This is a genomic window from Microbacterium soli, from assembly GCF_039539005.1.
Classification (GTDB): Bacteria; Actinomycetota; Actinomycetes; order Actinomycetales; family Microbacteriaceae; genus Microbacterium; species Microbacterium soli.
This window is the reverse complement of the sequence record NZ_BAABCP010000001.1, coordinates 623,776-643,769: the sequence shown is the minus strand read 5'-3', so window position 1 is coordinate 643,769 and position 19,994 is coordinate 623,776. Positions and strand designations below refer to the sequence as shown.

Below are 19,994 nucleotides of genomic sequence, written 5' to 3'. Positions count from 1 at the left end.
GGATCGGGTCGAACCGGATTCGACACCCGACAGAACTGTCGCGTCCCACCCGCCGCAACCAGCGAAGGACTGCAGAGTGGATCTCTACGAGTACCAGGCACGAGACCTTTTCGAGAAGTACGAAGTGCCGGTTCTCGCCGGCATCGTCGCCGACACCCCCGAGGAGGTGAAGGCAGCGGCGGAGAGGCTCGGCGGTGTCGTCGTCGTCAAGGCGCAGGTCAAGACGGGAGGCCGTGGCAAGGCCGGCGGCGTCAAGGTCGCCAAGAACCCCGACGAGGCGTATGAGGCCGCCCGGGCCATCCTGGGACTGGACATCAAGGGACACGTCGTCAAGCGGGTCATGGTCGCCGCCGGTGCGCGCATCGCGAAGGAGTTCTACTTCTCCGTGCTGCTGGACCGTGCCAACCGCTCGTACCTGTCGTTGTGCAGCGTCGAGGGGGGCATGGAGATCGAGCAGCTCGCCGTCGAGAAGCCCGAGGCGCTCGCCCGCGTGGAGGTCGACCCGCTGGTCGGCATCAACAAGACCAAGGCCATCGAGATCGCCAAGGCGGCGGAGTTCCCCGACGAGCTCGTCTCGAAGGTCGCCGACGTGTTCGTCAAGCTGTACTCCGTGTACAAGGGCGAGGACGCCACGCTCGTCGAGGTGAACCCGCTGGTGCTCACCGAGGAGGGCGACATCATCGCCCTGGACGGCAAGGTCTCCCTCGACGACAACGGCTCCGAGGTGCGCCACCCCGAGCATGAGGAGCTGGAGGACAAGGCCGCCGCGGACCCGCTGGAGGCCAAGGCCAAGGCATCCGGTCTGAACTACGTCAAGCTCGACGGCCAGGTCGGCGTCATCGGCAACGGGGCGGGACTGGTCATGTCCACGCTCGACGTGGTCGCCTACGCGGGTGAGAGGCACGGCGGCGTCAAGCCCGCCAACTTCCTCGACATCGGCGGCGGCGCCAACGCGCAGGTCATGGCCAACGGGCTCGACGTCATCCTCGGCGACCCGCAGGTCAAGAGCGTCTTCGTCAACGTCTTCGGCGGGATCACATCCTGCGTGGCCGTCGCGGAGGGCATCGTCAAAGCCCTGGAGATCCTCGGCGACTCCGCCACCAAGCCGCTGGTCGTGCGACTGGACGGCAACCAGGTCGAGGAGGGTCGCGCGATCCTCGCCGCCGCGAACCACCCCCTGGTGACCTCCGCCGCGGGCATGGACGAGGGCGCCGACAAGGCCGCCGAACTGGCGAACGCGTGAGCCGGACGAGAGACTGAAGGAACGAGAAATGTCGATCTACCTCAACAAGGACTCGAAGGTCATCGTCCAGGGCATCACCGGCGGCGAGGGCACCAAGCACACCGCCCTCATGCTCAAGGCGGGCACGAACATCGTCGGCGGCGTCAACGCCCGCAAGGCCGGCACCACCGTCACCCACGACAAGCCCGGTGAGGGCGAGGTCGACCTGCCGGTGTTCGGCACGGTCGCCGAGGCCATCCAGAAGACCGGGGCCGACGTGTCCGTCGCCTTCGTGCCGCCGAAGTTCGCCAAGGACGCCATGATCGAGGCCATCGACGCCGAGATCCCGCTGCTCGTGGTCATCACCGAGGGCATCCCCGTCGGCGACAGCGCGGAGGCCTGGGCCTATGCGAAGTCCAAGGGCAACAAGACCCGCATCATCGGGCCGAACTGCCCCGGCATCATCACCCCCGGCGAGGCGCTGGCGGGCATCACCCCGGCCAGCATCACCGGCACCGGACCGATCGGCCTGGTCTCCAAGTCGGGCACGCTGACCTACCAGATGATGTTCGAGCTCAAGGACATCGGCTTCTCCACCGCCATCGGCATCGGCGGCGACCCGGTCATCGGCACGACGCACATCGACGCGCTCGCCGCGTTCGAGGCGGACCCCGACACGAAGGCGATCGTCATGATCGGCGAGATCGGCGGCGACGCCGAGGAGCGCGCGGCCGACTACATCAAGGCGCACGTCACCAAGCCCGTCGTCGGCTACGTCGCCGGCTTCACGGCGCCGGAGGGCAAGACCATGGGCCACGCGGGCGCCATCGTCTCCGGCTCCGCCGGCACCGCGGCCGCCAAGAAGGAGGCCCTCGAGGCCGCCGGCGTCAAGGTCGGCAAGACGCCGAGCGAGACCGCGGAGCTCATGCGGGCGATCGTGGCGGGTCTCTGATCTGAGCTGTCGCACGAAGGCCCCGAGCCTCACCTCGGGGCCTTCGTCATGCCCGGACGGCCGCCTCCGGGCGTCCGGCGCCCTCTTCGGGCGTTCGCGTCAGCCGATCAGCGCCTCGATGGGGCCGCGGGCGAAGAAGATCACGAACCCGGCGGTGACGATCCACAGCAGCGGGCTGATCTCGCGGGCCTTGCCGGAGAACGCCCGTGCGGCCACCCAGCCGATGAACCCCGCGCCGATCCCGTTGGCGATCGAGTATGTCATGGGCATGACCGCGACCGTGAGGAAGACCCCGAACAGAGCGGAGAAGTCCGTCAGGTCGATGAACCGGATCTGACTCATCATCAGCGCGCCGACGATCACCAGGGCCGCTGCGGCGACCTCGGTGGGCACGATCGACACGAGCGGTGTGAAGAACATCGCGACGAGGAACAGCACGCCCGTGACGACGTTCGCGAAGCCCGTGCGGGCGCCCTCGCCGATGCCTGCGCCCGACTCGATGAACACGGTGTTGGACGAGCCCGAGGTCGCCCCGCCCACGACGGCGCCGACGCCCTCGATGATCAGCGCCGACTTCAGGCGCGGGAAGTCGCCCTTCTCGTCGGCGAGGCCCGCCTCCTTGGCGAGGCCGGTCATGGTGCCCATGGCGTCGAAGAAGTTCGTGAAGACCAGGGTGAACACCAGCATGAGGGCCGCCAGCGCGCCGATCCGGCCGAAGGCGCCGAACAGGTCGACCTGGCCCACCAGGGAGAGATCGGGGAGGCTGATGAGCTGCTCCGGCAGGGTCGGGACCGAGAGCCCCCAGCCGCCGGCGTTGTCGTCGCCCTTCGCGCCGACGTGCCAGACGGCCTCGATGATCACGGCCAGCACCGTTCCCGAGACGAGGCCGATCAGGATGCCGCCCTTGACCTTGCGCGCGACCAGGATGCCGGTCAGCAGCAGGGTGAGGACGAAGACGAGGGTCGGCACGGTGGCGACCGAGCCGCCCACGCCCAGGGCCACCGGCGGGGACGCCGCGGCCGTCACGAATCCGGCGTTCACGAAGCCGATGAAGGCGATGAACAGGCCGATGCCGACGGTGATGGCGATCTTCAGCTGCAGCGGCACCGCGTCGAAGATCATGCGCCGCAGGCCCGTAGCGCTGAGCACGACGATGATGAGTCCGTTGATGACCACCAGTCCCATCGCCTCGGGCCAGGTGACCTCGCCGACCACGGAGAAGGCGAGGAACGCGTTGATGCCCAGGCCTGCGGCGAAGCCGAACGGCAGCTTGGCGATCAGCCCGAACAGGATGGTCATGATCGCGGCGGTGAGGCCGGTGACGGCGCTGAGCTGGAGGAAGTTCAGCTGGGAGCCGTCGACGTCGGTCGTGGACGAGAGGATGATCGGGTTGAGGATGACGATGTACGCCATCGTCACGAACGTGACCACGCCGCCGCGGATCTCCGCGGCGAAGCTGGACCCCCGTTTCGTGATCTCGAAGAATCGGTCGAGCGCGCCACGCGGCTCGGTGCGGGCATCGGGTTGCGCAGGGGCAGTTGTCATCATGACCTCCGCTGGAGAATCTATCGTGTTGCGCGCCTTCAGCGACACTGTCGGATGCGGGCCATAGGCTCGATGAGTCATGCAACGTGTCATCGTGGTGCTCCTCGCCGCCCTCGACGCCGCCGTCGCGGCCGCTGTCGGGCTGGTCGTCGTGCTCGCACCGTTCACGCTGCTGTGGGTGCTGGCGTTCGGCGTGCACGCCGACTGGGGTGCGCTGTGGCCGGTCAGCGGCACGTTGTGGCAGTTCGGCCATGGGGTGCCGCTCGAGGTCCGGCTGCCCGATGATCTGCTGGTGGGAGTCGGCATCGCGAGGGAGGCGGCGGAGTTCGCGGTCTCCGTGCCGCCGCTGGCGATCCTGCTCTTCACGGTCGCCTTCGCGGCGCGCTCGGGACGCCGCGCGGCGGTCGCCGGCTTCTGGGCGAGCGGGGTGCTCGCCGGTGCCGTGGTCTTCACCGCGATCAGCGCACTGGTGGGGCTGTCCGCGCAGTCGGCGGTGCTGCGCGCGCCGCTGTGGGCGGCTGTGCTCATCCCCGCATCCGCCTATCTCGCGGGGCTCCTGCTCGGAGCCGTGCAGCACGCCTGGACGGAGGGCGACGGCGGCGTCGTGGACCGCCTGCACGACGTCGTCGACGGCTGGGGCGACTGGGCTCCCGTGCCGGCGGAGTCGCTGCGCGGGGGGACGGCCGCGATCGCGGGGCTGACGGGAGCGGCGGCGGTCGGCTTCACGGTCATGACGGTGCTGCGGGGCGGCGAGGTCATCGCCCTCTTCGAGGCCGCTCGCGTCGACGCGCTGGGGGCGACGATGCTGACCCTCGCCCACCTCGCGTATCTGCCCACGCTGCTGGTGTGGTCGGCGAGCTGGCTGGCCGGTCCCGGGTTCGCGCTCGGCACGGGCACCTCCGCGTCGCCCGCGGGCACGGAACTCGGAGTCGTGCCCGGCATCCCCGTGCTGGGCCTGATCCCGGCGAACGCGTCGATGTGGATGCTGGTGATCGTGCTCGTCCCCCTCGCCTGCGGCGCCCTGGCGGGATGGATCGTGCGCTCGCGGCTGGTCTGGGAGCGCATCGGGGTGGGCATCTGGCCGCGCGCGGCGATCGCCGGGGGCATCGCCGCCGTCTCCGCCGGCGCCGCCGCCCTCGCCGCCGTGCTGGCGTCCGGATCCATCGGCCCCGGACGCCTTTCCGACGCGGGTCCCGCACCCGGTCCGATGGCCCTGGCCGTCGGCATCGAGGTGCTCATCGGCTGCGGCATCCTGCTGCTGGCCCCACGGCATCGCGACGAGCTCGCGGAGGAGCAGTCGGGCCGCCGACGCACGGCGAAAGCCGGTGGCACCGCCCCGCTAGACTGACCGAGTGCTGACGCTCGCCGTTCTCATCTCCGGTACGGGTTCGAACCTCCGAGCCCTTCTCGAAGCGACCAGCCACGTCGATTTCCCCGCCCGCGTCGTCGCGGTGGGGGCCGACCGCGAAGCCGACGGGCTCGCCCATGCGGAGGAGTTCGGCATCCCGTCGTTCGTCGTCCCCTACTCCGCCTACTCGACGCGGGAGGAGTGGGGGGAGCAGCTCGCCGCCCGGTTGGACGCCTGGGAGCCCGACCTCATCGTGCTCAGCGGTCTGATGCGGCTGCTTCCGGCATCCGTCGTCGCGCGCTACGCGCCGCGCATCGTCAACACGCATCCCGCGTACCTCCCCGAGTTCCCCGGTGCGCACGGTGTCCGTGACGCGCTCGCGGCCGGTGCCGCGCAGACCGGTGCCAGCGTCATCGTCGTCGACGACGGAGTCGACACCGGACCGATCCTCGCTCAGGAGCGGGTCGACATCCTCCCCGGCGACACCGAGGCGACGCTGCATGCGCGCATCAAGCCCGTCGAGCGGCGGCTGCTCATCGACGTCGTACGGCGCGTCGCCGCCGGCGAGCTCGTCCTCTGACCACACGACCACCCGACCGCACACGTCTGAAGGAGCATCATCATGGCAGGCCCTCGTCTCGATCCCTCGCTGTATCGCCACCGCGACCTGGTTCCGATCCGGCGTGCGCTGGTGTCGGTGAGCGACAAGACGGGTCTCGTCGAACTCGCCGCGGCGCTCGTCGAGGCGGGCGTCGAGATCGTCTCCACGGGGTCGACCGCGCAGACCGTGCGGGACGCGGGGTACCCGGTCACCGATGTGGCGACCGTGACCGGCGTCGACGAGATGCTCGACGGCCGGGTGAAGACCCTGCATCCGAAGATCCACGGCGGCCTGCTGGCCGACCTGCGCCTGGAGGACCACGAGCGCCAGCTCGCCGAGCTGCGCATCGAGCCCTTCGAGCTCGTCGTCGCGAACCTGTACCCGTTCGTGGAGACGGTCGACTCGGGTGCGGAGGCGGATGCCATCGTCGAGCAGATCGACATCGGCGGGCCTGCGATGGTGCGCGCGGCGGCCAAGAACTACGCCAACGTCGCGACGGTCGTCTCGCCGGAGTCCTACCCCGCCATCATCGCCGCGGTGGAGGCGGGTGGCACCGACCTCGTGCAGCGCCGTGAGCTGGCCGCGCGCGCGTTCTCGCACACGGCCACATACGACACGGCTGTTGCGCAGTGGTTCGCCGAAGGCACCCTGGGCGACGGGGCGGATCTGCCGGCGCACCTGACCATCAAGGCCGAGCGGCTGTCCACGCTGCGCTACGGGGAGAACTCGCACCAGCGCGCCGCGATCTACACCCGCACCGGCGGCCACGGCATCGCGCAGGCCACGCAGCTGCAGGGCAAGGAGATGTCGTACAACAACTACGTCGATGCGGATGCCGCGCTGCGCGCCGCGTACGACATGGTGCTGCCCTCGGTCGCGATCATCAAGCACGCGAACCCCTGCGGCATCGCCACGACCGCACCCAACGCGCTCGACCCGATCGCCAGCGCCCACCTGCGCGCGCACGAGTGCGACCCGGTCTCGGCATACGGCGGAGTGATCGCCGCCAACGGCACGGTGACGCTGAAGATGGCGGAGAACCTGAAGGACATCTTCACCGAGGTGATCGTCGCCCCGGACTTCGAGCCCGCTGCGCTCGAGGTGTTCAAGACCAAGAAGAACCTGCGTCTGCTGAAGCTGCCCGAGGACTGGCAGCAGGAGCGCATGGACGTGCGCCTGGTCTCGGGCGGTCTGCTGCTGCAGGACGCCGACCGCTTCCCGGACGACATCGTCTCGGTCGCCAAGGACTGGGAGCTCGTCTCCGGTGAGCGCCCCGACGACGCCGAGATGGAGAACCTCATCTTCGCGTGGAAGGCCTGTCGCGCGGTGAAGTCCAATGCGATCGTGCTCGCCAAGGGCAACGCGACCGTCGGCGTGGGCATGGGTCAGGTGAACCGGGTGGACTCCTGCCGCCTGGCCGTGGAGCGCGCGGGGGCACGTGCGGCGGGCTCTGTGGCGGCATCCGACGCGTTCTTCCCGTTCGCGGACGGCCCCCAGGTGCTGCTGGACGCCGGCATCTCCGCGATCGTGCAGCCCGGCGGCTCGGTGCGGGACGATGAGGTCGTCGATGCGGCGCGCAAGGCGGGCGTGACGATGTTCTTCACCGGCGAGCGCCACTTCTTCCACTGACCCCACGCGCGGCTCCAGGCAGCGCTCCGCGCTGCCTGGAGCCGCGGGCGGCGCGCGCACAGCCGCTCACACGGTCGCGGAGCTGAGCAGGATGCTCGTCTCGCTGTCGCGGATGCCGTCGATGCCGCGGATGGTGGCGAGGGTCTCGTCGAAGGAGCTCAGGCTGTCGCAGCTGACCTCGGCGACGAGATCCCAGCGGCCGTTGGTGGTGTGCAGCGCGGCGATCTGCGGTACGCCGCGCAGGCCGCGGATCACGTCGCGTGTGTTGCGGCCCTCGACGCCGATGAGCATGATGGCTCGCACGACGGACGCCGCGGCGGGATCGCGCACGCGCACGGAGAACCCGACGATGACGCCGCTGTCGATGAGGCGTTTGAGCCGGCTGTCGACGGTCGCCCTGGTCACGCCCAGCCGGCGGGCGAGGTTCACGACCGACTCACGGCTGTTGGCGCGCAGCAGGGACAGCAGTCGCCGATCGAGATCATCGAGAATCGCCATGCACAGAATGTATCGCATAGATGCACAGATCTGACATTGATTGGATCAAATGATCCATCTTGATGATTGAAAGTGACAGCCGCCCTTCCTAGCCTGGAAACACCGAGGGAAGGGATGGGCCATGGTCCGTTTTGTCGACGTTCCGAACATGCGCCGCTGGCTGATCGACACCGGCATCGAGCGCGCGATCTCGGGGATCGCGGAGACCCTGGAGGCGGATTTCCTCCGCTGGGAGGAGTTCGACAAGACCGCCCGCGTCGCCAGCCACTCCACGGTCGGGGTCATCGAGCTGATGCCCGCCAGCGACGGCCGCCAGTACGGCTTCAAGTACGTCAACGGCCACCCGGACAACCCCGCCCGCGGCCTGCAGACGGTGACCGCCTTCGGCGTGCTGGCCGACGTCGACAGCGGCTACCCCACGCTGTGGGCGGAGATGACGATCCTCACCGCGCTGCGCACCGCCGCCACGTCCGCGATGGTCGCCCGCGCGCTGGCTCCCGCCGGCGCCACGACGATGGCGATGATCGGCACCGGCAGCCAGGCGGAGTTCCAGGCGCTGGGGTTCCGTGCGCTCCTCGGCATCCGGAGTCTGCGCATCTGGGACACCGACCCGCACGCGATGGACGTGTTCGAGGCGAACATGCGCCCGCTCGGCGTCGAGGTGGTGCGCGCCTCCGGCGCCGCCGACGCCGTCGAGGGCGCGCAGATCATCACGACCTGCACGGCCGACAAGACCAACGCCACCGTGCTCACCGACGACATGGTCGCACCGGGCGTGCATCTCAACGCGATCGGCGGCGACTGCCCGGGCAAGACCGAGCTGGACCCGCGCATCCTGCTCCGCGGCGACATCTTCGTCGAGTACCCGCCGCAGACCCGCATCGAGGGGGAGATCCAGCAGCTCGACCCCGAGCACCCCGTCACCGAGATGTGGCGGGTGCTGCGCGGCGAGGCGACCGGGCGCACCTCGGACGAGCAGATCACGATCTTCGACTCGGTCGGATTCGCGATCGAGGACTTCGCCGCGCTGCGCTACCTGGCATCGGCCGTCGACGGCACCGACTACTGCACCGACATCGACATCATCGCCGAGCCCGAGGACCCCAAGAACCTCTTCGCGCTCGTCGCGCAGGGCGCGGCGGCACCGAGCCTGACGTGAGAGCGGCCTCCGCGCAGGCGCCGGGAGCGGTGGTGCTCATCAGGCCCCACCACTTCCGCCCCAACCCGCAGACCGCGGCCGACAACGCGTTCCAGAGAACCGCCGACCACGACGTCTCCCGGGAGACCTACGACGCCTGCACGCGCGTGGCCGAGGCGCTGCGCGCGGAAGGCGTGCGCGTGCACGTGTTCGAGGACACCGGCGACGGGCATCCCGACAGCGTCTTCCCCAACAACTGGTTCTCCACGCACGCGGGCGGGCGGGTCGCGGTGTATCCCATGTACGCCCCGAACCGCCGGGGCGAGCGCCGGGCGGACATCATCGAGATGCTCAAGGCCGAGTACCGGGTGCAGGAGGTCATCGACTACTCCGGGCTGGAGCCGGACGACCTGTTCCTGGAGGGGACCGGGGCGATGGTGCTCGACCACGTGTCGCGCATCGCCTACGCCGTGCGCTCCCGACGGTGCGACCCCGTGCTCGTGGAGCGCTTCTGCACCGTGTTCGGCTACGAGCCCGTCGTCTTCGACGCCACCGACCCGGACGGCATGCCGATCTACCACACCAACGTCATGATGTGCATCGGCACCGACATCGCGCTCATCGGGCTGGACGCCATCGTCGGCGACGCGCGCCGCGCCGAGGTCGCCCGCCGCATCCGGGAGACGGGGCGGACGCTGGTCCCGCTGTCCGCGCAGCAGGTCGCCGCCTTCGCCGGCAACGCGCTCGAGCTGCGCGGTCGCGGCGGCGAACGGCTGCTGGTGATCTCCGAGACCGGACTGCGCGCGCTCAGTTTTGAGCAGGTGCGCATCGTGTCGGAGTCCTGCCGCATCCTGCCGCTGGACGTCGCCCCCATCGAGCTGGCCGGCGGCTCGGTGCGCTGCATGCTCGCCGGCATCCACCTCGACCCGCGCTGACGGTCGCACCGAGATGTCCGATTCCCGCCAGCCGAGGTGGCGCGCGCGTGCCAGAGTGGAGTCATGACCTTCACGGCGACGAGCTTCGACGAGCGGTACCGCGCGATCAGCGCGCGTGACGCCCGCTTCGACGGCCAGTTCGTCATGGCCGTGCGATCCACCGGCATCTACTGCCGCCCCAGCTGCCCCGCCCGCACTCCGAAACCGGCGAACGTGACGTTCTACCCGACCAGCGCGGCCGCGCATGAGGCCGGATACCGGGCCTGCAAGCGGTGCCTTCCCGAGGCCACGCCCGGATCGCCGGCGTGGGATGCGCGGGGTGACGCGGCGGCGCGCGCGATGCGCCTCATCACCGCCGGCGTCGTGGAGCGGGAGGGCGTGACGGGGCTGGCGCGGCGGCTCGGATACTCGTCACGGCACCTGACCCGGCTGCTCACCGCCGAGCTCGGCGCGGGTCCGCTCGCCCTCGCACGCGCGCATCGCGCCCACACCGCGCGCATGCTGCTGGTCGGGACGGACATGCCCGTCTCGGAGGTGGCGTTCTCGGCGGGGTTCACGAGCATCCGGCAGTGCAACGACACCATCCGGCAGGTGTTCGACATGACGCCGGGTCAGCTGCGCGCCACGCGCCGCCACCGGAATGCGGAATCGACGGATGCCGTGACGCCCGGTGCCATCGACCTGGTGCTCGCGCACCGGACGCCGATCGACACGGCGGGTGTGTTCGCCTGGATGTCCGCACGCGCGCTGGCGGGCATGGAGACCGCGACCGCGACGTCGTTCGCCCGTCACCTGCGCATGCCGGGCGGCCCGGCGCACCTGGAGATCCGTCAGGACACGAAGGGCGCTCTGCGGCTGCGTGCCCGGGTCACCCGGCTCGGCGATCTCGCGCCGCTGGTGGCCATCGCCCGCCGGCTGTTCGACCTCGACGCCGACCCGGCCGGCATCGATCAGGCGTTGTCCGCGCATCCGCCGCTCGCCCCGCTCGTCGCGGCGATCCCCGGCATCCGCGTGCCCGGCGCGGCCGATCCGCACGAGATGCTGATCCGCGCCATGGTCGGCCAGCAGATCACCGTCGCCGCCGCCCGCACGGTGCTGACGGCGCTGACCGAGCGGCTGGGCGAGCGCACCGTCGACGGAGGCATCCTCTTCCCGACCATGACCGCCATCGCCGAGCACGGCGCCGAGGTGCTGCGCGGGCCGTCCGCCCGCATCCGGGCCGTCACCGGGGCCGCTGCGGCGCTGGCATCCGGGGATCTCGTGCTCACCGTCGGCGACGCCGCCGCCGAGCAGCGCGCACGGCTGCTGGCGATGCCGGGGATCGGCCCGTGGACGGCCGACTACGTGCGGATGCGGGTGATCGGCGACCCCGATGTGCTGCTGCCCGGCGACGTCGCCATGCGGGCCGGCGCCGCGGCATCCGGACTGCCCTCGGAGCCCCGGGCCATCGAGGCCTGGGCGGGGCGCATCGCCCCATGGCGCAGCTACCTCACCGCCCACCTGTGGCGCGCCGCTCCCATCCGTCCACCCCGTTCCCGTCGCCGTCCGGGTGGGAGGGCGACGGAGAGCGCGGCGGGAGCAGAGAAGGAGAAGCGGAGAACATGACCGCAGTCATCCAGACCATCGAGACGCCCGACGGGGCGCTGACGATCCTCGCCGACGACGCGCAGCGCGTGCTGGCGTCGGGCTGGAGCGACGACCATGTCGCCGTCATCGATCGCGTGCATCCGTCGTTGCGCCCCACCGACATCACCGACGGGGTGACGGATGCCGCCGACGCGGCGCGCGCGTACTACGCGGGCGATCTGACGGCGATCGGCACCGTCGCGGTGCGGCAGCACGGCACAGCGCTGCAGCGGGCGGGCTGGGCGGCGCTGCGCCGCATCGTCCCCGGTCATCCACTCACCTACACCGAGTTCGCGATCGAGCTGGGCAGCCCGCGTGCCGTGCGCGCGGCGGCGTCCATCTGTGCACGCAACGCTCCCGCGCTGTTCGTGCCGTGCCACCGCGTGCTGCGCGGCGACGGCACGATGGGCGGCTTCGCCTGGGGCATCGAGGTCAAGCGCAGCCTGCTCGAGCGCGAGCGCGCGCTCGCCGCCTGACACGACCCCGCACACGCTCCCGGCGACCGGGAACACGGATGCGTGGTTGTCATCTCCACGGGAGGGGATCTAAGCTGGAAGGCTGTCATGCCGACCGGCTGACGACGCGGAGCCCGAGGGGGAGAACATGGTCACGACGACCGTCACACCGTTCATCGTCGCAGGCCCGCACGCATTCCGCGTGCGCGGATAGCGCGAGCAGGGCGTCTCCGCGGGGTCTTCCCGTGGCCCGTCCGCACGACCGAAGGATGCCCGGCATCCGTCCCCTCTTCGTCATCCGATCGCCACCTCATCGAGAGTCATGTCTGTCACCTCCTCTTCGTCGTCCCTGTCCACTTTCGCCGCGCTGTGGCGACTGAAGCCGTTCATCAGGCCCGCGTTCGGGCGTCTCGTCGGCGGTGCGCTCAGCGCGCTCGCCGCGGCCGTCATCGCTCTCATGGTGCCGATCGTGCTCGAGCAGATCGTCCGCGGACTCGGCGAGGCCGCCGGCGCACGGGCGGACGTCGGGGCGGTCGCCCTCGTCGTCGGCGGCGCACTGGGGGTGCTGGCCCTCGCGCTCGGCGAGGCCGTCATGGTGTGGCTGCGCCGCTGGTTCGTGCTCACCCCCGCCACCGAGATCGAGTTCGGCATGCGTGCGGAGCTGTACTCGCGTCTGCAGAGCCTGCCCGTCGCGTTCCACGACCGCTGGCAGTCCGGGCAGCTGCTGAGCCGCATGATGCAGGACATCAGCCTCATCCGCCGGTGGATCTCGTTCGGACTGATCCTGCTGATCGTGAACATCCTCACGATCGGCATCGGCACCGTGCTGCTGTTCCGCTGGCACTGGCTGCTGGGGGCGATCTTCCTCCTCACCGGGATCCCGCTGTGGATCTCGGGGTACGTGTTCGAGAAGCGCTACGGCACTCTGGCCCGGCGCAGTCAGGATCAGGCCGGGGACCTCGCCACCAGCGTCGAGGAGAGCGTGCACGGCATCCGCGTGCTCAAGGCCTTCGGTCGTGGCAAGCACGCTCTGCGCAGCTTCAGCCGCCAGGCCGAGACGCTCCGCGAGACCGAGCTGAGCAAGGCTCGCGCGGTGGGGATGATCTGGTTCTGGCTCGACTTCATGCCGCAGATCGCCTTCGGGGCGAGCCTGATCACCGGCATCCTGCTCATCTTCGCCGGCGGGATCGACGTCGCGGAGCTGTTCGCGTTCTTCGCCATGGCGACGGTGCTGCGCTGGCCCATCGAGTCGATCGGATTCCTGTTCTCGTTCATGCTCGACGCGCGCACGGCCACGGACCGCCTGTTCGACATCTACCGCGAGGTCAACACCATCTCCGATCCCGAGAAGCCCGTGCACCTGTCCGAGCCGAGGGGGGAGCTCGCCTTCGAGGGTGCGCATTTCCGGTATCAGGATGCCGGGAGCGCGGAGCGCGACCTGCTCGACGGCATCGATCTGGTGCTGCGCCCCGGCGAGACGATGGCACTGGTGGGTCTGACCGGCTCGGGCAAGACGACGCTCACCACGCTGCCGGCGCGCCTGTACGACGTCACGGGAGGGTGCGTGACGTTGGACGGGGTCGACATCCGCGACCTCGAGCTGTCCGAGCTGCGCCGGCACATCGCGATGGCCTTCGAGGACGCCACACTGTTCTCCGCGTCCGTGCGGGAGAACGTGCTGCTGGGCCGCGCCGACCTCGACCTGCACAGCCCGGAGGCCGATCGGGTGCTGCGCGAGGCGCTCGACGTGGCGCAGGCCGGGTTCGCGGACACCCTCCCCGAGGGGCTGGAGACCGTCATCGGCGAGGAGGGGCTGAGCCTGTCCGGGGGGCAGCGTCAGCGCCTCGCGCTCGCGCGCGCCGTCGCCGCGGCTCCCCGGGTGCTCGTCCTCGACGACCCGCTGTCGGCGCTGGACGTCGACACGGAGGCGCTCGTGGAGAAGGCGCTGCGGCGCGTGCTGGCGGAGACGACGGCGCTCATCGTCGCGCATCGCCCGTCGACCGTGGCGCTCGCCGACCGCGTCGCGCTGCTGGAGAAGGGCAGGATCACGGCCGTCGGAACGCACTCCGAGCTGCTGCGCACCAGCGCGCACTATCGTCACGTGATCTCCAGCCTGGAGGCCGACGAGGCCGCCCGGACCGGAACCATCCCCGACGGATCCGACACCGCCGAGAAGGAGGTGCGGGCATGACCGTCGTCGGGACGCAGGGCGAGGACCGCTCGAACTACACCAAGGAGGAGAGCCGCGCCATCCGGCGGCGTTCGCTGCGCCTGCTGGGCTCGCTCGTGCGGCCGCTGCGCCTGCGCGTCGTGATGGCCGCGCTCGTGCTCGTCGTCTCGACGGGCCTGCAGGTGGCCGGGCCGATCCTGATCGGGATCGCACTCGACGACGCCCTGCCCCGGCTGCTGCAGGAGGCGGACTGGATGCCGGCGATCGCGGTCACCGCCGTGTACCTCGTCGCGGGCGCCGCGGGCGCGGCGCTGATCGGCTACTACGTCGTGCTCGCCGCCCGCATCACGCAGGCCGTGCTGCTGGATCTGCGCAAGCGCATCTTCCTGCACACCCAGCGGCTGAGCCTGGAGTTCCATGAGTCGTACACCTCGGGGCGCATCATCTCGCGGCAGACCAGCGACCTGGACTCCATCCGCGAGCTCCTGGACGGCGGTCTGAACAACCTCGTCTCCGGCGCGCTGTTCGGCGTCTTCACGTTCATCGCGCTCGTGATCGCGGACTGGCAGTCCGGCATCGTCCTGTTGCTGGCGGGCGTGCCTCTCGTGCTGCTCATGCGCTGGTTCCACCGGCGCTCGCAGCTGCTGTACCGCGAGTCGCGGGTGATCAGCGCGAAGGTCATCGTGCAGTTCGTCGAGACGATGACCGGCATCCGCGCGGTCAAGTCCTTCCGCAAGGAGGCCCGCAACGACGTCGCCTTCCGCGGGGTGGCGGGCGAGTACCGCGACATCAACCGGCGCTCGATGAACCTGTTCGGCACGTTCGATCCCGGCCTCATGGCCGTCTCGGCACTGACCACCGCCGCCGTCGTGCTGTGGGGCGGCCTCCGCGTCGCCGACGGCGCCCTGGGCGTCGGCGTGCTGCTGGCGGCCGTGCTGTACGTGCGGAACTTCTTCGCCCCCATGCAGGACATCGCGGGGTTCCTGAACTCCTATCAGTCCGCCGCGGCGGCGCTGGAGAAGGTCTCCGGAGTGCTGGAGGAGGTGCCGACGGTGCCCGACCCCGAGCAGCCCGTCGACCTGTGGACCTCGCGCGGGGCCGTGCGCTTCGATGAGGTCGCCTTCGGGTACAACGGCGAGAAGACGATCCTGCCGACGTTCACGCTGGACATCCCCGCCGGGCAGACGATCGCCCTGGTCGGCACGACGGGCGCCGGCAAGTCGACGCTCGCCAAGCTCGTGTCGCGCTTCTACGATCCCACCGAGGGGGTGATCACGCTGGACGGCGTCGACCTGCGGGCGCTGCATCCCAAGGACCTGCGCCGGGCGATCGTCATGGTCACGCAGGCGGCGTACCTGTTCAGCGGAACCGTCGCCGACAACATCGCGCTGGGCAGGCCCGACGCGACGCTCGACGAGATCCGGGCGGCCGCGCGCGCCGTGGGCGCCGACGAGTTCATCTCCTCGCTGCCGGACGGCTATGACACGGATGTGAACAAGCGCGGCGGGCGGGTGTCGGCCGGACAACGGCAGCTGATCTCCTTCGCCCGGGCGTTCCTCGCCGATCCCGCCGTGCTCATCCTCGACGAGGCGACCGCGTCGCTGGACATCCCCTCGGAGCGGCTCATCCAGGATGCGCTGCAGACGCTGCTGGCCGATCGCACGGCCATCATCATCGCGCACCGGCTGTCGACCGTCGCGATCGCCGACCGCGTGCTGGTCATGGAGCACGGCCGGATCATCGAGGACGACACCCCCGACGCACTGGCGCAGGGCACCGGGAAGTTCGCCCGGCTGCACGCCGCCTGGCAGCAGACCCTCGTGTGACCTCGCCCGACCCGGCCCGACCGTCCGGCGCGCGGGCGGTTAGGCTGGGCGTGTGGATCCGATCTGGGCGACGGCGGCGGAGCTGTGGTGGCTCGCACCGAGCGCGGTCGGTGCGGGCGCGGCGGGATTCGTCGCGATTCGGAGGCGGCGGACCATGACCGGCAGACGGCTCGGATACGATGCGGCGCGGCTGGAGCTGCGTCAGGCCCGGCAGGAGGCGAGGGCGGCCGCGGATGCCGCCCGCATCGTCCGCGCGGAGACCGCGGGCGTCGTCGCCGATCGGGCCGCGGCCAGGACGGATGGCGCGGCTGTGGCGTCTGCGCGGCGCCGACTGCGCGAGGCGCAACGGGCGTCGAAGGCGTCCGCGGCACGGGTCAAGGCCGCGCGCGCCCGGGTGTCCGCCGAGCGCGCGGCGATCCGCCGCGGCGCGCATCCGCTGGATGCGGTGCGCGCCCGCCACGACCGGGTGCTGGCGCGCTGGATGGATTACGAGACGGACGCGGCGAAGGCGCTGGCGTTCCCCGCCATGAGCGATGCACGGCAGCCGTTCACGGCGGCGTTCCTCGCCGCCGTCGAGCAGGCCGGGGTGCTGCGCCCCTCCGCGCAGGAGCGACGCATGACGGCATCCGACTTCTCCCGGTACCGCCGGGCTGTGGACGATCTCGAGCAGGCGTTCGACATCGCAGAGCGCTCGGCGCGCGGCGAGAAGGTGCACCAGGAGCTGCCGGATGCGCTCCTGGAGGCCGCGCGGGCGATCATGGAGAAGGCGGCGGATGCGATCGACCGCACCTCCGAGCTCTTCCACTCCTGGGCCTCGAACCGCCGCGACCCCCGCTGAGGGCATCGCGCTGAGGGGCGGTCGTCACCACCCGGCGGCGGTTCTCACAGCCGTTCGCGGAGCCACCCGACCTGACGCACCCACTGGGCGTGCTGCCCGCCCTCGTGCCCGTTGAACGAGTACACCTCGATGGAGGCATCCGAGGACCCCACCTGGTTGAAGGCCGCGAAGACGCTGGAGGGGAGCACGATGCCGTCCATGAGAGCCACGGAGAACAGGGCGGGTGCGGTGATGCGGCGCGCAAAATTCACACCGTCGAAGTTCGACAGGGTGTCGAACACCTTGTCGACGCTGTCGCGGTGCACGGCCAGGTAGCGCTCGATCTCCCGGTAGGGGTGGTCGGGTGTCAGCTCGACGGATCGCCGGAAGTGGCACAGGAAGGGGACATCGGGCAGGGCCGCGAAGACGCCGTCGTGCAGGGCGGCGGCGGCGAGGGTGACGCCGCCGCCCTGACTCGCGCCGGTCACGCTCACGCGGGAGGCGTCGACGAAGGGGAGGGTGCGCACCGCGTCGACGGCCAGCACCGCATCGGTGAACAGACGGCGGTAGTAGTACTCGTCACGGTCGAGGATGCCGCGGGTCATGAAGCCGGTGGTGGCGCCGTCCGATCCGTGCGGGTCCGGCGTGTCCCCGCCCGAGCCCCAGTTGGCGCCTTGGCCGCGGGTGTCCATGAGCACATGCACGAAGCCCGCGGCCGCCCACTGCAGTTTCTCGCCGGGGATGCCGCGCCCGCCGCCGTAGCCGATGTACTCGACGACGGCGGGAAGCGGCGCCGCAGAGCGCGGTCGGGTCACCCAGGCGCGGATCCGCTCGCCGCCGAATCCGGAGAAGGCGAGGTCCTCGACGATGAGCTCCGTGACCGGCGTCTGCGCTGCGGACAGCTCCGGGGCGGAGGCCAGGGCGCGGGACTGCGAGATCGTGGTGTCCCAGAACGCGTCGAAATCCGGTGGGACCGCGACGTCGGGTCGGTAGGCGCGGAGTTCGTCGAGGGGCATGTCGGTCAGTGGCACGTGGACAGGCTACCGCTTGATCGGGGTGCCTCGCGCTTCCGTGGACATCGCCCTCGGGCTGGGATAGTGTCTCGGTGTTGAAACGCTTCGATAACCCGACGGAGAACACAGATCATGTCATCGCAGACGGTGGGACGCTCCCACTTCGAGGAGCTCATCGCCGAGCGCGGAATCGTGTTCGGAGGCGACTACAACCCCGAGCAGTGGCCGCGCGAGACGTGGGATGAGGACGTCCGGCTGATGCGTGAGGCCGGGGTGAATCTCGTGACCGTCGGCGTGTTCAGCTGGGCGACGATCGAACCGCGTCCCGGAGCGCGCGAATGGGGATGGCTGGACGAGGTCCTCGACCTCCTGCACGCGAACGGCATCGCCGTCGACCTCGCCACCCCGGTCGCATCGCCCCCGCCGTGGCTGGGGCTGCGGCATCCGGACGTGCTCCCCGTCGACCGGGACGGCGTGCGCCTGGTCGCCGGATCCCGCAACCAGTTCTCCCCGGCATCGCGAACCTATCGGGCGCACGCGCTCGCCGTCACCCGCGACCTCGCCGAGCGGTACGTCCGGCATCCGGCCGTGCGCATGTGGCACGTCGGCAACGAGTACGGTCAGCTCGACTACGGCGATGAGGCCGCCCGCGAGTTCCGGCTCTGGCTGCAGCGGCGCTATCACGACATCGACGCCCTCAACAGCGCCTGGGGCACCGCGTTCTGGTCGCAGCGCTACGACTCCTTCGAGGAGATCCTGCCGCCACGACGGATGCCCTACCTGGTGAACCCGGCCCAGTCGCTGGACTTCCGGCGGTACAGCTCCGACCAGCTGCTGGCCTGCTTCACCGAGCTGCGCGACGCGATCCGCGCCACCGGCGCCGAGCAGCCGATCACCACGAACTTCATGGGCTTCTTCGCCCATGTCGACTACCACTCCTGGGCGGACCACGTGGACGTGGTCGCCGACGATCAGTACCCCGACCCGGCGGATCCGGATGCCGCGAGCAGCACCGCGCTCGTCCAGGACCTCATGCGCTCCCTCGGCGGCGGCCGCAGCTGGATGCTCATGGAGCAGGCGGTCAGCGCCGTCTCCTGGCGCGCGCACAACCTGCCCAAGTCGCCGATGCGCGCACGGCTGGACTCGCTGCAGGCGGTCGCACGAGGGGCCGACGGCGTCTGCTACTTCCAATGGCGACAGGCCCGGTCGGGAGCGGAGCGGTTCCACTCCTCGATGCTGCCGCACGCCGGCGCCGACACCGAGGTCTTCCGAGGCGTGCGGAGGCAGGGCGCCGACCTGAAGCGGCTGTCCTCCGTGGCCGGCGCCGGGGTGCCGACGGACGTCGCGATGATCTTCGACTGGCCCAGCTGGTGGGCGGGGGAGGAGCCCGCACGGCCGACGGAGCGGCTCTCCACGATGACGGAGGTGGCGCGCTGGTACCGGGCGCTGTGGCGCCGAGGCATCGCGGTCGACGTGGTGCCGGCCGAAGCGCCCCTGGACGCGTACCGCGTGATCCTCGTGCCGCACTCGTACATCGTCACGCCCGAGGCCGCGACGTCCCTCTCCGCAGCTGCCGCGCGCGGCGCCCAGGTCGTCATCGGGCCGTTCAGCGGCGTCGCGGACGAGAACGCCGCCATCGTCCAGGGGCGCTCGCCCGCGCTGCTGCGGGAGCTGATCGGCGCCAGCGGTGAGGAGTGGGCGGCGATCGAGCAGGGCGAGATCGAATTCTCCGCCGAGACGGACGGGACCGGCGACACCGTCGCCGGCAGGCGGCACGGGGTCGACATCCTCGCCGAGCGCCTGCGCGGTGACGGCGCGCAGGTCCTCGCCGTTCACCGTGGGGGAGACCTCGACGGCATCCCCGCCATCACCCGGCACGGCAGTGCATGGTACGTGGGGGCGGTCGTCGCCGACAGTGCGCTGGATGCCGTGGTCGCCCGCGTGCTCGCCGAGGCCGCCGTGACGGGTCCCGTGCCCGGCATCGACGTGCTCCCGGACGGGCTGGAGGCCGTGCGCCGCGGGGATGTGCTGTTCCTGCTGAACCACGGTGAGCACTCCGTGGAGGTGCCGGTGACGGCGGGCTCGATCGACCTGCTCACCGGCGAGGAGACCGCGGACGTCGTCGGCGTCGCCCCCGGGGACGCCCGTGCGCTGAGCGAGAAGCGCGGCGGGCAGGGCTGATCGTCCGGGCCGGCACGATTCGAGCCGGCCCGGACGAA

Annotated in this window: 16 protein-coding genes; 13 read left to right on the top strand and 3 right to left on the bottom strand. The window is 70.7% G+C overall.

Translation table 11 applies throughout. The annotated features are described in order from the left end of the window. The first annotated feature begins 76 nt into the window (after positions 1-76). Both sucC and sucD read left to right on the top strand, forming a co-directional pair. Positions 77-1,243 carry an ADP-forming succinate--CoA ligase subunit beta gene (gene sucC, locus ABD770_RS02980; protein ID WP_344818010.1) on the top strand — a complete coding sequence of 389 codons (1,167 nt, stop codon included), beginning with the start codon at positions 77-79 and terminating at the stop codon, positions 1,241-1,243. Between the two features lie 28 nt (positions 1,244-1,271). Next, positions 1,272-2,174, top strand: a complete 903-nt coding sequence (gene sucD, locus ABD770_RS02975) for a succinate--CoA ligase subunit alpha (RefSeq protein ID WP_344818009.1) — start codon at positions 1,272-1,274, stop codon at positions 2,172-2,174. A 99-nt stretch (positions 2,175-2,273) separates the two neighbouring features. On the opposite strand, the gene ABD770_RS02970 is transcribed toward sucD, so the two are convergent. Continuing rightward, positions 2,274-3,719: an NCS2 family permease gene (locus tag ABD770_RS02970; RefSeq protein ID WP_344818008.1), complete on the bottom strand. Its 1,446-nt coding sequence runs from the start codon at positions 3,717-3,719 to the stop codon at positions 2,274-2,276. A 79-nt stretch (positions 3,720-3,798) separates the two neighbouring features. Between ABD770_RS02970 and ABD770_RS02965 the strand changes: the two genes are divergently transcribed. From ABD770_RS02965 to purH, 3 genes are read left to right on the top strand one after another with little or no spacing between them, the layout of a single operon-like run. Further along, a complete protein-coding gene (locus ABD770_RS02965; protein ID WP_344818006.1) occupies positions 3,799-5,067 on the top strand; it encodes a cell division protein PerM in 1,269 nt (422 codons plus the stop codon). Between the two features lie 4 nt (positions 5,068-5,071). Further along, a complete protein-coding gene (gene purN, locus ABD770_RS02960; protein ID WP_344818005.1) occupies positions 5,072-5,647 on the top strand; it encodes a phosphoribosylglycinamide formyltransferase in 576 nt (191 codons plus the stop codon). Positions 5,648-5,689: 42 nt separating this feature from the next. After that, a complete protein-coding gene (gene purH / locus ABD770_RS02955) occupies positions 5,690-7,297 on the top strand; it encodes a bifunctional phosphoribosylaminoimidazolecarboxamide formyltransferase/IMP cyclohydrolase (RefSeq protein WP_344818004.1) in 1,608 nt (535 codons plus the stop codon). A 66-nt stretch (positions 7,298-7,363) separates the two neighbouring features. Here purH and ABD770_RS02950 read toward each other — a convergent pair whose 3' ends face one another. After that, on the bottom strand, positions 7,364-7,795 hold the full coding sequence (locus ABD770_RS02950; RefSeq protein WP_344818003.1) for an Lrp/AsnC family transcriptional regulator: 432 nt from the start codon (positions 7,793-7,795) through the stop codon (positions 7,364-7,366). Between the two features lie 121 nt (positions 7,796-7,916). Between ABD770_RS02950 and ABD770_RS02945 the strand changes: the two genes are divergently transcribed. The 7 genes from ABD770_RS02945 to ABD770_RS02915 all read left to right on the top strand — a co-directional run bounded on the left by ABD770_RS02945 (position 7,917) and on the right by ABD770_RS02915 (position 16,783). Then, on the top strand, positions 7,917-8,954 hold the full coding sequence (locus ABD770_RS02945; RefSeq protein ID WP_344818002.1) for an ornithine cyclodeaminase: 1,038 nt from the start codon (positions 7,917-7,919) through the stop codon (positions 8,952-8,954). Further along, positions 8,951-9,868 (top strand): citrulline utilization hydrolase CtlX, encoded by a 918-nt coding sequence (gene ctlX / locus ABD770_RS02940; RefSeq protein ID WP_344818001.1) that lies wholly within the window; start codon positions 8,951-8,953, stop codon positions 9,866-9,868. The genes ABD770_RS02945 and ctlX overlap by 4 nt, the downstream gene beginning before the upstream one ends. 63 nt (positions 9,869-9,931) lie before the next feature. Beyond that, a complete protein-coding gene (locus ABD770_RS02935) occupies positions 9,932-11,473 on the top strand; it encodes an Ada metal-binding domain-containing protein (RefSeq protein WP_344818000.1) in 1,542 nt (513 codons plus the stop codon). Further along, entirely contained in the window at positions 11,470-11,970 is a 501-nt protein-coding gene (locus tag ABD770_RS02930; protein ID WP_344817999.1) for a methylated-DNA--[protein]-cysteine S-methyltransferase, read from the top strand. Before ABD770_RS02935 ends, ABD770_RS02930 begins: the two co-directional genes overlap by 4 nt. A 301-nt stretch (positions 11,971-12,271) precedes the next feature. Continuing rightward, the gene (locus ABD770_RS02925) at positions 12,272-14,140 is read left to right on the top strand and encodes an ABC transporter ATP-binding protein (RefSeq protein WP_344817998.1); all 1,869 of its coding nucleotides are present in this window, start codon (positions 12,272-12,274) and stop codon (positions 14,138-14,140) included. After that, positions 14,137-15,945, top strand: a complete 1,809-nt coding sequence (locus ABD770_RS02920) for an ABC transporter ATP-binding protein (RefSeq protein WP_344817997.1) — start codon at positions 14,137-14,139, stop codon at positions 15,943-15,945. The genes ABD770_RS02925 and ABD770_RS02920 overlap by 4 nt, the downstream gene beginning before the upstream one ends. Positions 15,946-15,997: 52 nt before the next feature. Beyond that, positions 15,998-16,783, top strand: a complete 786-nt coding sequence (locus tag ABD770_RS02915; protein ID WP_344817996.1) for a hypothetical protein — start codon at positions 15,998-16,000, stop codon at positions 16,781-16,783. A 44-nt stretch (positions 16,784-16,827) separates the two neighbouring features. Here the strand turns inward: ABD770_RS02915 and ABD770_RS02910 are convergent, their stop codons facing one another. Next, positions 16,828-17,793 carry an acetylxylan esterase gene (locus tag ABD770_RS02910; protein WP_344817995.1) on the bottom strand — a complete coding sequence of 322 codons (966 nt, stop codon included), beginning with the start codon at positions 17,791-17,793 and terminating at the stop codon, positions 16,828-16,830. A gap of 114 nt (positions 17,794-17,907) precedes the next feature. Here ABD770_RS02910 and ABD770_RS02905 point away from each other — a divergent pair, with 114 nt between their 5' ends. Then, positions 17,908-19,956 carry a beta-galactosidase gene (locus tag ABD770_RS02905; protein ID WP_344817994.1) on the top strand — a complete coding sequence of 683 codons (2,049 nt, stop codon included), beginning with the start codon at positions 17,908-17,910 and terminating at the stop codon, positions 19,954-19,956. The last annotated feature ends 38 nt before the right edge of the window (positions 19,957-19,994 follow it).

What these genes read in the sequence shown, in the direction of transcription:
- ABD770_RS02905 (WP_344817994.1), top strand. Translation starts at nt 17,908, where the DNA reads ATGTCATCGCAGACGGTGGGACGCTCCCACTTCGAGGAGCTCATCGCC.
- ABD770_RS02945 (WP_344818002.1), top strand. Translation starts at nt 7,917, where the DNA reads ATGGTCCGTTTTGTCGACGTTCCGAACATGCGCCGCTGGCTGATCGAC.
- ABD770_RS02930 (WP_344817999.1), top strand. Translation starts at nt 11,470, where the DNA reads ATGACCGCAGTCATCCAGACCATCGAGACGCCCGACGGGGCGCTGACG.
- ABD770_RS02950 (WP_344818003.1), bottom strand. Translation starts at nt 7,795, where the DNA reads ATGGCGATTCTCGATGATCTCGATCGGCGACTGCTGTCCCTGCTGCGC.
- ABD770_RS02965 (WP_344818006.1), top strand. Translation starts at nt 3,799, where the DNA reads ATGCAACGTGTCATCGTGGTGCTCCTCGCCGCCCTCGACGCCGCCGTC.
- ABD770_RS02935 (WP_344818000.1), top strand. Translation starts at nt 9,932, where the DNA reads ATGACCTTCACGGCGACGAGCTTCGACGAGCGGTACCGCGCGATCAGC.
- ABD770_RS02970 (WP_344818008.1), bottom strand. Translation starts at nt 3,719, where the DNA reads ATGACAACTGCCCCTGCGCAACCCGATGCCCGCACCGAGCCGCGTGGC.
- purH (WP_344818004.1), top strand. Translation starts at nt 5,690, where the DNA reads ATGGCAGGCCCTCGTCTCGATCCCTCGCTGTATCGCCACCGCGACCTG.
- ABD770_RS02925 (WP_344817998.1), top strand. Translation starts at nt 12,272, where the DNA reads ATGTCTGTCACCTCCTCTTCGTCGTCCCTGTCCACTTTCGCCGCGCTG.
- ABD770_RS02920 (WP_344817997.1), top strand. Translation starts at nt 14,137, where the DNA reads ATGACCGTCGTCGGGACGCAGGGCGAGGACCGCTCGAACTACACCAAG.
- sucD (WP_344818009.1), top strand. Translation starts at nt 1,272, where the DNA reads ATGTCGATCTACCTCAACAAGGACTCGAAGGTCATCGTCCAGGGCATC.